Origin of the sequence: Methylocapsa acidiphila B2, from assembly GCF_000427445.1 — a bacterium.
Classification (GTDB): domain Bacteria; phylum Pseudomonadota; class Alphaproteobacteria; order Rhizobiales; family Beijerinckiaceae; genus Methylocapsa; species Methylocapsa acidiphila.
In genome coordinates, this window is the sequence record NZ_KE386496.1 from 3,230,942 (window position 1) to 3,244,136 (window position 13,195).

A 13,195-nucleotide genomic window follows, 5' to 3' on the forward strand; every position below is an offset into this window, starting at 1 on the left:
GCTGCACGTTGGGCAGTCGTGTCGCCGACTCGGCTGCCGGACGGCTGCGACAAATTACGCCGATGGGAGTGAGATGTTTTGTATCCATGTCAGGCCGATTCGCCTCGCGTCTTTAGGAGCGCGAGAACTTCGGCCGTGGTCCGCATGGGTAATGTGTCTAAGGAATGGATGGCTTGACAGGCACCGGCGCCGCACGCCCCGCGCGATGCGGAATTGCCTGATCCTTCAATATGGCCGCGGCTCCCCATGGCGGCGACACGCTCATAATAACTTTTTCGCAAGAGTGCGCCAACATCAGTCATTGGAATTCTGATTGCTTTGAGTAAAATGAACAAAAATATATTGGATACAATCATAGCAAGCTTGAGCGTGTCAAACGGAATTCTGCTCCGGGCAGCGATGTATCGAATACCGCAAGGGGCACGGCTGACGCCGTCACGTTAACGCGACTGCGTCTCTCGGCTGCTCCAGCGAAACCACGCATTCCGTCCCCGAAGTCACAATGGCCCGAAAGCAACGCCTCAAGTGTGGCGTCGTCTCATTGGAGAAGCCTTCGAATGTGTGCCTCCGCTAGGCAAGGACGGTCTTGTTGATTTGAGAGACGGAAGGGACGCCGATCAATGTCATAGCGATGCGTATCTCGTTGGCGAAGATGTCGAGCACATTTTCAACTCCGGCCTGTCCGTTCGCCGCGAGAGCGAAGGCGGGAACGCGTCCGAGCATGACGCCTTTCGCTCCCAACGCCAGCATGCGCACCACATCGAGGCCGGACCGAACGCCCGAATCGGCGAGGACGACGAGATCGCTTCCGACTGCATCGACAATTGGCGGTAGGGCCTTGGCCGTCGACAGCGCGCCGTCGAGCTGCCGCCCGCCGTGATTCGAGACGACGATTCCATTTGCCCCAAACCTAATCGCATCGCGGGCGTCCTCAGAATCCAGAATGCCCTTGATGATCATGGGGCCTTTCCAGAAATCGCGGATCCATTCGAGATCCGCCCAGCAAATGGAGGGGTCAAAATTCTTGCCAATCCAACCCATGTAATCGCTCAGCGCGATCGCCTCGCCGAAATAGCTCGATACATTGCCGAGATCGTGCGGACGTCCCCTTAGTCCGACATCGAAGGCCCAGGCGGGTTTCGTTATGGCTTGCAGAATGCGCCGCTGGGCGGCGAAGGGCCCGGACATGCCGGAATGGGCGTCCCTGTAGCGCGCTCCGGGCACAGCCATATCGACTGTAAAAACAAGATTTTTCACGCCAGCAGCCTCGGCGCGCTCCAGTACGTTTCGCATAAACCCACGATCTTTGAGCACGTAAAGCTGGAACCAAATTGGGCGTGGGCATTGGGACGCCACTTCTTCAAGCGAACAGACCGAAACTGTCGATAGGACAAAAGGAACGCCCTTTTTTGCGGCGGCTTTAGCCACCTGCACCTCGCCGCGACGGGCGAGCATGCCGGCGAGCCCGACGGGTCCGAGGATCAAGGGAAGCGCTGAGGGTTGACCGAACCATTCAGTCGCGAGGCTCAGGTCGGAAACATTCTTCAGCACGCGTTGTCTCAGGATCACCTCCGCCAAATCGGCCATATTGGCTTTCAGCGTTTGCTCCGCATTGGCTCCGCCATCGATGTAATCGAAAAGAAAGCTGGGCAGCCCACGTCGCGCGGCTTCGCGATAATCTGAAGCAGACGAGACGATCATGTGGGCCTCCGGGAAATGGCTTCGTCAAGGTGATTGGATGTCAGGCATGGATCTGCGCGGATGCGCGACGGCGAGAAATTCGGCGATGGTTCATTATTCGTCGGCAATCTTCTGTCTCGGTCTTGAAGAGCGATCGGCAGCGCACGCGCGGCGACGATCATCTGTTGGCGCCCCGGATGATCAATATCGAGACAAGGCCGACCCGCTGCCAGCGGGCAGGCGAGTGCGGCATCGCCCGACGGCGGTTGGGTTGTCATTCCGCCTTCCCAGACAAGGCCATAGTCAGGAACGCGATCAGAGCCTCGACGCGGGCGGGGCGGGGTCCGCCGGGAGGCGTCACCAGATGTAGCGAGCCGTCGCGCATCGACCAGTCGCGCATCACCGCCTCCAGCGCGCCGTCCGCCAGCGCCTCGGCGACGACGAAATCCGGCTGCACCGCAATCCCCAAGCCGGCGAGGAGGGCCGGCATCAGTCCGTCGGCGTTGTTCGCCCGCATCGGCCCGGCCGGCCGCACGGAGGTTTCGTCCCCCGATGCATCGAAGAACCGCCAGACGTCGGGAGTCGGCAGGTAGGCGTAGCCGAGGCAGTCGTGATCTACGAGATGTGCTGGATGAGTTGGCCGCCCTTTGCGCTTGAAATAGCTCGGCGCGCCGACCACCAGCCGGCGCACGGGGCAGAGGCTGCGCGCGCGCAGCGAGGAGTCCGGAAGGATTCCGATGCGCAGAGCCGCGTCGAAGCCCTCGCCTATCAGGTCCACCATGGCGTCGCTCAGGTGCAGATCGATCGTGACTTCGGGGTAGCGCGCCAGGAACTCGGGCAGGACCGGCGCTACCTTCCTCAAGCCGAACGACATTGGCGCGGCCAGCCGCACCAGGCCGCGCGGCGTCGCCGACTGGGCCAGCGCATCCGCCTCGACGGCTTCGGCTTCGGCTACGATTGCCGAAGCGCGCTGGGCGAGGCGGCGACCAAGTTCGGTCAGCGCCAGTCGGCGCGAAGTCCGATTGAACAGCCGCGCGCCCAGCCGATGTTCGAGCCGGCCCACGACTTTTGAAACGGTCGCCTTTGACAGAGACAGCTCGTCAGCAGCGCCGGCGAAGGAGCGCGCTTCAGCGACCTTGGCGAATATGGCGAGGCCTTCGAGATCCGGGAGCTTTGTCACATCAATATCTGAAACAATAAGTTTCCATAGTTTCTATTTCTAATCGCTAAGGTCGTCCATAGCTATGTTTTCGAAGACGCCAACCGCTTGGGTGGGCCGGGAGAGAACCGGTCCGGCGGATAGGCGAAGGATCAGAGGATGATTGATCGCAGAGCTTTTTCCACGCTTGGCCAGGCCGACCATGGTTGGCTCAAGGCCAGGCATCACTTCTCGTTCGGAGACTATTACGACCCGGCGCGGTTGGGGCATGGCGCGCTGCGCGTCTGGAATGACGACGAGATCGCGCCCAATTCCGGCTTTCCTCCCCATCCCCATGCCGACATGGAGATCATCACCTATGTCCGCGAGGGCGCCATCACCCACAAGGATAGCTTGGGAAACGAAGGCCGCACACCAGCAGGCGACGTCCAGGTGATGAGCGCCGGAACCGGCATTCGTCATGCCGAATACAATCTTGAGCCGGCGACAACTCGGATCTTTCAGATCTGGATCCACCCGGATCATGCAGGAGGTCCGCCCATTTGGAGCGCCAAGCCCTTTCCGAAGGCCGACCGCTCCGGCCGCCTTATCGTCTTGGCCAGTGGGATCGAGGGCGACGCCGACGCTCTGCCGATCCGCGCTAAGGCGCGGGTGCTTGGCGCCACCTTGAAGGCGGGCCAATCGGTCGATTACGTCCTAGGCTCGGAGCGCCGCGCCTATCTTGTCCCCGCGCAGGGCGCTGTCGATGTTAATGGCGTGCGGATCGGAACTCGCGACGGCGCAGCCGTCTCTCGCGAGGCCGTCTTGACCATCACGGCCATTGACGACGCCGAGATCGTGCTGGTCGACGCCGCCTGATTGCGGCCAAAAGCTCGAAGGACTCGCAGGCCTTGGTGCGCCTCCGGCCTCGTCAGCGCGGAGGCCAGGCGCTCCGACCCGGCCTGTATGCTGCGGAGGGAGGAGGCCAGATCAAATCGCGCGATGCCAACCTCCATGATCAGAAGGTTGAATCACGCCAAGGGCGATTCGGGAATCGCCCTCATGAGATCATGACATAGGCCAGCTTCGTCGCGCTGGTCCCGAGCGCCGTCGACTTCGTCGGCGCCAATATGGGTTCGAAGGAACCGGCGCCGCTGTGGCTAATGCGCCACAGCGTCATGCTATCACTCGCAAGGAGGCGCTGGCGCGTCTTTTCCCATTGACGCGGATCATGCCCTAACGGATGCTGCTATATCATAAAATATATAGTAGTGCGCTCGCTAGCGGCGCGCTATTCGAGGCCCGCAGCCATGCCCATAGTCCCTGTTTCCGAAAATTTCATCGCTAAAAAAAAGCATAGCTCAGACCGAGCCGCGGCAGGGGCCTCGGCAGATCCACCCGGTTTGCGGCATTCTCGCTGGCGCGGCCTCCCGGGCTCATTCGCCACCACGACCGCTGTAGCCGCTTTGCTGGCGCTGCAGGATGCGGCGCTCGCTGGACCAACTGGAGGAACCGTCGTCGAGGGCTCGGCCAATATCTCGCAGTCTGGAAGCACGACCAACATCAACCAGTCCAGCAGCAAGGCCATCATCAACTGGCAGGGCTTCTCCATCGGGTCCCAGGAGACAGTCAACTTCAACCAGCCGAGCAGTTCGTCGGTGACGCTCAACCGCGTCATCGGCAATGAGCAAAGCATCATCTCCGGCGCGCTCAACGCCAATGGTCAGGTCTTCATCATCAATTCGGCGGGCGTCCTCTTCACCAAGGATTCGCAGGTCAATGTCGGCGGACTCGTCGCCTCAACGCTCGACATTTCCAACAAGAATTTCATGGCCGGAAACTACGTATTCTCTGGCTCCTCCTCGGCCTCCGTGGTCAATATGGGCACGATCCACGCAGCCGACGGCGGCTATGTCGCGCTGCTCGGCCAAACGGTCTCCAACCAGGGCCTGATCACGGCCACGCTGGGAACCGTCGCGATGGCCTCAGGCAATAAGATCACCCTCAATTTCAACGGAGATTCCCTTGTCGACGTGACCATTGACGAAGGGACGCTGAACGCGTTGGTCGAGAACAAGGGCGCGATTAAGGCCGACGGCGGCCGCGTCGTCCTGACGGCCAAGGCGGCCGACGCAGTGCTCTCGGCGCAGGTCAACAATAGCGGCGTCATCCAGGCGCAGACCATGGCGGCGCTCAAAGGCGGCTCCGGCGCATCGGCGACAGCGCATGTGGGATCGATCAAGCTTCTGGCTTCTGGCGGAACTGTGAAAGTCGCCGGCAAGCTCGACGCCTCGGCGCCGAAGGGCGGAAATGGCGGCAAGATCGAGACCAGCGGCAATCGGGTGACGATCGCCGACGACGCCGTCATCACCACCAAATCGGCAAGTGGCGAGAATGGCACTTGGCTGATCGACCCGACCGACTTCACAATCGCTGCCGGGAGCGCCGCGCAAACCGCGAGCGGCATCGGGGCCAGCACATTGGACAGCAATCTTGCCAATGGAAATGTGACCATTACTACGGACAGCGCCGGCTCTGGGGCAGGCAACATTGATGTCAACGCGGCGGTGACATGGTCTAGTTCGAATACGCTGACGCTCAATGCTATCAATAACGTCAATGTCAATGCGACCATCACCGGCACAAATGGCGGCCTTTCACTCAACGGAGCGAGCATCAATGTCAATGCACCATCGTCACTTAATGCCAATACGGTTTCTTTGACTGCGAGCACACTTAATATCAATGCAGCGCAAAGCTGGGTCACGCTGCCTGTGTTCAGTGTCTATGAGGAACTGAATATTAATGCTCCAGTGAGTTGGTCGTCCGCCACGCCTCAGTCCTTAAACACGAGCGGTTACGGCGTCATAAACGTCAATGCTACCGTAACCGGAACCGCCGCGAACTCGGCGCTGACGGTGCGAGCAGGAACCGACCTCAACGTCAACGCCGACTCTGCCTTTGTTGTCAACACGCTCACGGCGACGGCGGCCAACAGCATCAATATAAACTCGACGCAAAATTGGGCGTCGGCAGGCTCGTGGTCGTTTTCGAGCACCGTCATCAATGTCGACGGTACGGTGGCTTGGTCAGGAAAAGCGCCCTTGGCCTTGACCGCTACAAAGGCCATAAACATCAACGGCGCACTGACCGGAAGTGGCGCGGCCACGCTCCAAGCGGGAACCGACATCGACTTCGAAGGCTCTTCCGCCATCACCATCAACACGCTCACCGCGACCGCCGCCAATAATATCAATATTGATGGAGCGGAAAGCTGGGCGACCGCCGGCTCATGGACATTCTCGGCCAGCAATATCAACGTCAACGGCGCAGTGAACATGTCGGCGGGCGACATAGCTCTAAACGCCTCGAACAATATCAATATAAATTCGCACCTGAACTGGTCCTCCGGCACTTTGACGCTCAATGCCGGCGCCAATATCTTCGTCAACAATGTGATGACCGCGACGGGATCTGGAAGTCTTGTCGCCACCTATGGCTCAGGCGCAAACGCCGATGGCAGCCCTAATGGGCTTTATATGAGCCTCGACACCTCCGGCTCCTACACGGGTAGGATCGATTTTGCGAGCAACGGGCGCGTGAATCTGCAGGGCCAGAACTATACTGTCATCAATTCGGTGAAGGATCTTGATGCGGTCCAGAAAAATCCAACTTTGAATTACGTGCTTGGCGCCAGTCTCGTCAATCTGACTCTTGCTGACGTAAAACCCTTCGGATTTTCGTCCGTAAACCAACTCACCGGGAATTTTAACGGCTTTGGTCATACGCTGACTCTCGCGCCGCTTTCGAGCATATCGATTAGCTCGCCACTTTCGATCGCCTCGCTTAAAAACACCAACCTTGTACTGACATCGGCAAGCGACATCAACATAGATGCGCCTGTGAGCTCGGGAGCTGGCCTCCTGACATTTAAGGCTGCGGACAATATCAACCTTAACGCATCGGTCACGGACCTTGGCGACAATACCGGCTCGTTCGCCTTCATCGCTGGCAACAATGTAACGGTCAGCCAATCTCTCGGCGTGACGGGCGCGAATATTTTCATTAATGCACCGGTCAATTGGTCGGCTAACACCCTCACATTGGCCGCGGCCGACAACATTTTCGTCAATGCCGTTATGACAGCGAGCGGGACCGCGAGCCTTGACGCCAGTTATGGCTCGGGCGCCAATGCCGACGGCAGCCCCATGGGGCTTTATACGGAAGTTGGCGCCGACGCAAATGGCGTCGGAAACGGCACGTTTACCGGGAAGATAAACTTCGACAGCACCGGCACCCTGACGCTGAACAATCAGCGCTACACGCTCATCAAGAGCTGGGATCAATTGACGGCCATCAGCGGCGTCGCCGGCTATTATGCGTTGGCCAATGATCTGACTGCCCCGAGCACGGCTTTGAGCGGCGCGGCGATTGCTGAGCTGGGCCAGACTCAGAAAATTAGATTCAAAACCGTCGTAACGCCCGCCACTCTCGACGGGCTCGGTCATACGATATCCAATCTGACCATCAACGACACCGCCGGAAACGGTGGGAACGCGCTGATCGGCCAAGTAGATGCGGGCGGAGCTGTCCGCAACATCGGGGTCGTCAATGTCAATATTACTGATAGTTTAGGAGGTGGGATTGATGGCGGACTGGTCGCCAACAACTCTGGCACGATCACCAATGATTTTGCGACTGGCACAATAACGGGCGGCGACGGCGCGGGCTTTCTCGGCGGATTGATAGGGTTCAATCAAGCCCGTCTGTTAAACGGTGTTTATACCGGCGACATCAGCAACTCTTATGCAGAGGTCACGGTCAATGCGTCTGGCGACAACGACGGTGGTCTGGTCGGCTGGAATCAAGGCGGCAACATCAGCAATTCCTACGCCACTGGTGCGGTAACCGGGAGTAGTTCCGTTGGTGGGCTGGTAGGCGCAAATACATATTACGTCAGCGGAAATGCGACGCCCGGCCGAGGCAATATCAGCAATTCCTTCGCCACAGGCAATGTGACGAGCAGCGCTAATGCGACGAACACCAGCGGAGGTGGCATTGGCGGCTTGGTGGGATGGAATGTAGGCGGCGATATCAGCAATTCCTATGCGGCTGGCAATGTAATTGGCAATTACTACGTCGGCGGATTGATTGGGTCCAACAACGGCCCGGGAAACGGTGGCGTCTTGACCGGGAGCGTCACGAACAGCTATGCTACAGGCAATGTATCGACCAATGACAATACGGGGAGCGAGGTCGGCGGCCTGATTGGATCGAATAACCAGGGCAATATTAGCAACTCCTACGCGACCGGCAATGTAACCGCAGGCAACAATGTTGGCGGACTAGTCGGAGAAAATGACGGCTCCAGTTTCTATGGCGCGCCGACCATCGGCAACATCACCAACTCCAAGGCAAGCGGAAATGTGACGGCGACCAATGGCGGAACTGCCGGCGGACTGGTCGGCTCGAGCTACACCGGCGCTATAAGCAATTCCTCCGCCTCCGGAAATGTGTCAGGTACGGGTTCATACGTCGGCGGATTGGTCGGCAGAGCATCAAGTAGCGACATTAGCAATTCCAGCGCCACGGGATCTGTGACACAACCGAGCGGCGCCGAAGGGCTTACCGGCAGTGGCGATACAGGCACAAACAACACCTATGTCGATGGACCGGCGGCGGCGCGGACGGCGGCTGCGGCGGCCGCGGCTCAACAGCTCGCGCAGGAGGCGCGGACCGCGACGGCGGCGGCCAATGTGATTTCGACCACCAATGTGGAAATGACGGCCCAGACGCCGCCGAGCGGCGCGCAATCGACCGCCGGCAAGGAGAAAGTCGCCGCCATCGCCGGCCCCAAGATCGACGACAGCCTGACGATCAAGGAGAGCGGGTCCTCCTCCGCGGCCGGCGCGGGGCATGCGAGCCGGGGCGGCGATGCGGGCGCGAAATCGAGCGATCGGGACGAGTCCGAGGAGGAGGACGCGCCGCGCCCCCGCCGGAGTCACGTCGCCCAGACGGCTCGAAAGCCCGCCGCCAAGCCTCGCGGGGCGGGCTATGGCGCGGCGATCCGCCATATCGAGATTGACGGTCAACGCTTCAACCTCGAGGACGACTCCGCGAAAAAGAACGAGACGCCAAGCCAGTGAGGTCTCCACGCGGCTCTCACGCTCAATGGACTGTAGCATTGAAGGTCGGCACATTCATCGCCTGCTGCGGCGCGTTTCACGCAGCCTTGGTCGCGGCGCCGCAAGCCGTCGTGCTAGTCGCTACTCTTGTTTGGCCCTTCTGCGAAGGAGAGGCGCCTAAATTGGTTGTCGCACAAAGGGATTTTATTGGCGCATCGCGTTTGAGGACGCGAACAAGCTGGTTCGCGTGAGGAAGCCCGGGCAAGACCGACGATCTGCGCCGCGCGATCTCTGATAGGATGTGGCTATCCATCGCCTCGGCGTAGCACTGGAGGGAAATTTCCGGATTCCTCAGAAACGGGTTTTCAAAACCTGTGACGCAGGTTCAGGGCGGCGATGCAAAAAGAAACGTCCGCCGCCGGGAGGAAGCAACGGACGCCGCTGTCGCGGGAAGTATGGGTTCGACACGCTGAGAATACCAATTAACTGATATTACTAATAACAAAAAATGTCAAATATCATCGATTCTCCGCTGTCGCTCGGCGCGAAGCCGAGCGCAGGCTCGGATCTTTTCCATCGAAGCAAAGAGTCGGGTTTGGGTGCGCATTTTTCCACAACAAATCCGAACGCCTTGACTTCGCGTGCATCCGCGCACGGCCTTTCTTGGCCTTTGGCGCCACCTTTCTCACGTGCCGCGGCCGACCGCCGCGACAAGAGAGGGAGAACGAAAATGAATGCGAGCAAGACGACGCTTTTGACGATGGGCGCGATGTTTGCGATCGCCGCGACTTCGATTGAAGCTTCGGCGCGGATCTATGAGGGGAACGCGGAGGCGCGTCCGTCGGCCGCAGATTCGCTCTTTTGGCAAACGCTTCCAATTCTTAGCGGAGAGCGCGCCTCGATTTCATCGCCGCAGGAGGCGGCGATTCGTGTGGCGATCAATCCGCAGCCGCTTCCGCCGCGGGGCGACGAGGAATGATTTTTGAGGGCCGCCCATTAAGGCGGCCCTGCCTTGCTTGGCGGGGCAGGCGGATTCGAACCAGCGTCTTTCAGCGCTTGCACAGGCCGCTTTTGAGCGCAAAGCCGCCGCCGGCCCGCGCAACAGCGACGACGTCGAAATAAAGGCGCTGGGAAGGGTCGTCCTTGGACAGAAACATCACCTGACACAAAAACTGTCCGTTGGACGGCGGCTCGCAACTCGCCTCCATCACTTGCAGGCCCGGATCGTGCTGACTATTGCCCGAGGCGGCCTCCCGCTCATAGGCCGCCTGAATTGTCGGCGCGCTCGGCGAGAGCCCGCAAAGCAATCCGGTCAGCGCGCAAATCGCCATGGCGATGGAACTTGTCACTTGGTCCTCTTGCTCGTGGTCGCGGAGCGCCGCTTGCTCTGGCGACGCGACGCCGACCCTCTACGTCTGGACCGTTCTAGCTTCAATACGGCGACGGAACGACCTGGATCTTCGCCATCATCCCTCCGTCCTCATGCTCCAGAATGTGGCAGTGATAGACGAATTCGCCGAGCTGCGAGAAGGGAATGTCGACGACGACCGGCGTCGACGAGCATTGTCCGCCGCGCCATTGCTCGATCGTGCAATAGCCGTTCTGCGAGTTGGCGACATCTTGGATATTGGGGCTCGCGACGGGGAGGGGGACATTGTCTTCCATGACGCCCGCGCCAATCGCCGGATTGAGCTTGGGGGCGAGCAGCGAGCCCGAGGCGGCCGAAGGTTGCACCAAGCGGAACTTGGTCTGGTGAATATGAAAATTGTGATTCTCGGTGGCCAGATTGACAAGCTCCCATGTCTCATGGACCGGCGTTTGGCCGGGCCCGAGCGGTAGGCAGACGGCGTTTCTTGACGGATCAAAGGCGCTGACCGGAACCTGCGTTCCGGGGATGACTGCGCCATGCTCATCGACCTCTTCATAACCCAGGCCGAAACTGTCCGAGTCATTGTAATCGACAAGCCCGAAAAAGATTCGACGACGATGGCCGGACGCCAGCGGCTTGCAGAGCAGGGGGAGCGGCGCCGCCTTCGCGTATGGAACAGGGGCGGAGAAAATTCCGCCGGTTTGGTTGGCGGCGAGCGCGTCGCCGAGAATGGACAGGCCGAGGTTGGTCAAGGCGCGAGGCTTCGCCTGAGCGAATTGCACCTTGGCGAGATCAATCGCGGGCCAGGAATCGCCGGCGGGGCCGGTGGTGATCCCGATCGTCTTTAAAGTTGCGGATGCGCCTGTGGGAGATGAAGCCGGACGGAGCTTTGGATCGCGATAGGTCACCCATAATTCGACGCGCGAGCTCGGCATCATAGTGAATTCGCTGACGCAAATGAAGGCCGAGCGCAAGGCGACGGGGAGGCGTTGAGGACATTCCGCCAATTTGAACCGTCCGCCGCCGAGCTGGACGACGGTTCCTAGGGCCGTCGCCGGCGGCACGTCGATGCTGACGCCGTCGACGGAGACAAGCTGCATGACCATTGGTCTCTGGGTCCAGTCGTCGGTCAGCTGCAAATCGTAGGAGACGCTGCCCGACGCATTTGTCAGGCGCCAGAGCTCGCCGTCCGGATTTGTCACGCGCAGAGTCGGAAAGACTTGCCCGCTGACGGTGAAAAACCAGCGCCCGCCGACATAATTATTGCCTCCGTCGTCGCTTCCGTCCAATCCCGGGCAAGACCCTTGGCGCTGTTCCGAGGCGCTCGCGGGATATTGAGCGCAGAAGTCCGGATCTTCCTGGTTCAGCACCTCGCCCTCGGCGACGTCCGCCGGTCCATTGTCGAACCCGATCTGGCCCGCCGCAAGCACTTGCATGTCCTTGAGGATCAAGTGCCGAACTTGGGTCCCCGGAAAGCCCGATGCGACGGCGTCGCCTGCCGCGTAATCGCCAGCCTGGCCGATCGAGATGATTCCGGCCATGCCGCTTGAGATCTGATTGAGCGAAAGGCCGTGGACGTGTGGATGGAACCAAAATGCGCCCGACGGATGATTGGCTGGTATGGCGATCTGATAGTCGACGTAATCCTTCACGATCGAGCCATGTTGATGGGTGGTCTGTGGAATCGGCGTTCCATTGGCCGAATTATAGACCTGCACGAAAACATCGTCGCCGAAGGTCGGATTGGCGAGCGTCGGCGCCCGCGCCTCGACGATCAACCCATGGGTGTGAAGATTGGTGAGATTGAGGGGAAGATTCGCCTCGCCCGGATCGGCCGCATGAGTGACCTTGCTCGGATCGAGCTTGGGGAGCTGGTTCACGAGCCGGATCTTCAGGACGTCGCCTTTTTGCAGGGCGAGGCGGACGCCGCCATATTCCGCCACAGTGCTCGAATCCGCGGGGCATTGGTTGCCGATCGCCTTTGCGCGTTGGCAGATTTCGTAAATCCATCCTGTCGGATGAACGGGGGCTCCGCCGCCCGGCGGCGTGAGTGAAAGGGCGGGAATAGGCCGCGCCTTGGCGATCATCAGGAGATCGAGAACCCCGTTGGCGCTGGCGAAGACTGGCGGCTCGACAAAAGCATCGGCAGCCGCGGGATCGGTTAGGGCGGCCAAGATCGCCCCGCAGGCGGAGATTGCCGCCAGCCTTTTGAAATTCATTGATCATCTCCAAAATCTCGGCGATCCGCGGCGTCGTTCCTTAGGGGAGACGGGATCTTGCCTGGGCGCACGGACAGAAATTGAAAGAATAGAGATGGTCAAGATGTAATAAGAATATTTTCTTTATACCAATTATAAACAACGATGTATTATTATGAAATAACTAGATAGTTGCGGTGATAAGGCGGCCTATATAATATAGGTCCTTCGCTCCATTTGTCATATGATGAACTCGGGTTGCATAAAAAAGGTCCGAGAGATCGCTGGCATTGGCGGCGAGGGGGCCAAGGCGGTCCAAGAAAGGCGGTTTCGATCACGGGGGAGCCGCCGCGCTCAGCTCGAAGCAAATTGAAGGGGGCTTTCGCCAAACCGGACAAAGCGGAGAACTTCAGCATATCTCGGCGGACAGGATCGCGCCCGTTTCCGAAATTTTCCCGGATTCAACGCGCATGTCCGCATGCTGCCTGGTTCGAGGCAGGCGAATCGGATTTTCCGCGGTTTGGAAGGCTTACAAGGAGATCGACGGCTTGAATGGTGGGCGCGACAGGGATTGAACCTGTGACCCCTCCCGTGTGAAGGGAGTGCTCTCCCGCTGAGCTACGCGCCCGTCGCTCGATCGAGCGGATCGTCGTTCGCCGACGAAGCCGGATCTTTATGGAGGCCG

Annotated in this window: 7 protein-coding genes, 1 tRNA gene and 1 pseudogene; 4 read left to right on the top strand and 5 right to left on the bottom strand. The window is 59.7% G+C overall.

The genetic code is table 11. The features are described from left to right. Positions 1 to 570: 570 nt before the first annotated feature. Positions 571 to 1,701: an FMN-dependent L-lactate dehydrogenase LldD gene (gene lldD, locus METAC_RS0117865; protein ID WP_026608078.1), complete on the bottom strand. Its 1,131-nt coding sequence runs from the start codon at positions 1,699 to 1,701 to the stop codon at positions 571 to 573. A gap of 253 nt (positions 1,702 to 1,954) precedes the next feature. Then, entirely contained in the window at positions 1,955 to 2,860 is a 906-nt protein-coding gene (locus METAC_RS0117875; RefSeq protein ID WP_026608080.1) for a LysR family transcriptional regulator, read from the bottom strand. Between the two features lie 138 nt (positions 2,861 to 2,998). On the opposite strand from METAC_RS0117875, the gene METAC_RS0117880 reads away from it, so the two are divergent. The 4 genes and pseudogenes from METAC_RS0117880 to METAC_RS26580 all read left to right on the top strand — a co-directional run bounded on the left by METAC_RS0117880 (position 2,999) and on the right by METAC_RS26580 (position 9,922). Next, entirely contained in the window at positions 2,999 to 3,697 is a 699-nt protein-coding gene (locus METAC_RS0117880; protein ID WP_026608081.1) for a pirin family protein, read from the top strand. 431 nt (positions 3,698 to 4,128) lie between these two features. Then, positions 4,129 to 4,959, top strand: a pseudogene (locus METAC_RS27500) (two-partner secretion domain-containing protein); the annotation flags it as partial. 42 nt (positions 4,960 to 5,001) lie between these two features. Further along, positions 5,002 to 8,964 carry a beta strand repeat-containing protein gene (locus METAC_RS24380; protein WP_245257517.1) on the top strand — a complete coding sequence of 1,321 codons (3,963 nt, stop codon included), beginning with the start codon at positions 5,002 to 5,004 and terminating at the stop codon, positions 8,962 to 8,964. A gap of 709 nt (positions 8,965 to 9,673) precedes the next feature. Then, positions 9,674 to 9,922: a hypothetical protein gene (locus METAC_RS26580; protein WP_156898269.1), complete on the top strand. Its 249-nt coding sequence runs from the start codon at positions 9,674 to 9,676 to the stop codon at positions 9,920 to 9,922. A gap of 70 nt (positions 9,923 to 9,992) precedes the next feature. On the opposite strand, the gene METAC_RS0117900 is transcribed toward METAC_RS26580, so the two are convergent. From METAC_RS0117900 to METAC_RS0117915, 3 genes are all read right to left on the bottom strand, one after another. Then, positions 9,993 to 10,292 (bottom strand): hypothetical protein, encoded by a 300-nt coding sequence (locus tag METAC_RS0117900; protein ID WP_245257518.1) that lies wholly within the window; start codon positions 10,290 to 10,292, stop codon positions 9,993 to 9,995. An 82-nt stretch (positions 10,293 to 10,374) separates the two neighbouring features. Further along, positions 10,375 to 12,531, bottom strand: a complete 2,157-nt coding sequence (locus METAC_RS24385; RefSeq protein WP_084143778.1) for a multicopper oxidase domain-containing protein — start codon at positions 12,529 to 12,531, stop codon at positions 10,375 to 10,377. Positions 12,532 to 13,063: 532 nt separating this feature from the next. Beyond that, positions 13,064 to 13,138 (bottom strand) — tRNA-Val (locus METAC_RS0117915). Positions 13,139 to 13,195: the final 57 nt, after the last annotated feature.

Excerpts from the sequence above, each read along its gene's own strand:
- METAC_RS24385 (WP_084143778.1), bottom strand. The coding sequence starts at position 12,531 with ATGAATTTCAAAAGGCTGGCGGCAATCTCCGCCTGCGGGGCGATCTTG.
- METAC_RS0117880 (WP_026608081.1), top strand. The coding sequence starts at position 2,999 with ATGATTGATCGCAGAGCTTTTTCCACGCTTGGCCAGGCCGACCATGGT.
- METAC_RS26580 (WP_156898269.1), top strand. The coding sequence starts at position 9,674 with ATGAATGCGAGCAAGACGACGCTTTTGACGATGGGCGCGATGTTTGCG.
- lldD (WP_026608078.1), bottom strand. The coding sequence starts at position 1,701 with ATGATCGTCTCGTCTGCTTCAGATTATCGCGAAGCCGCGCGACGTGGG.
- METAC_RS24380 (WP_245257517.1), top strand. The coding sequence starts at position 5,002 with ATGGCGGCGCTCAAAGGCGGCTCCGGCGCATCGGCGACAGCGCATGTG.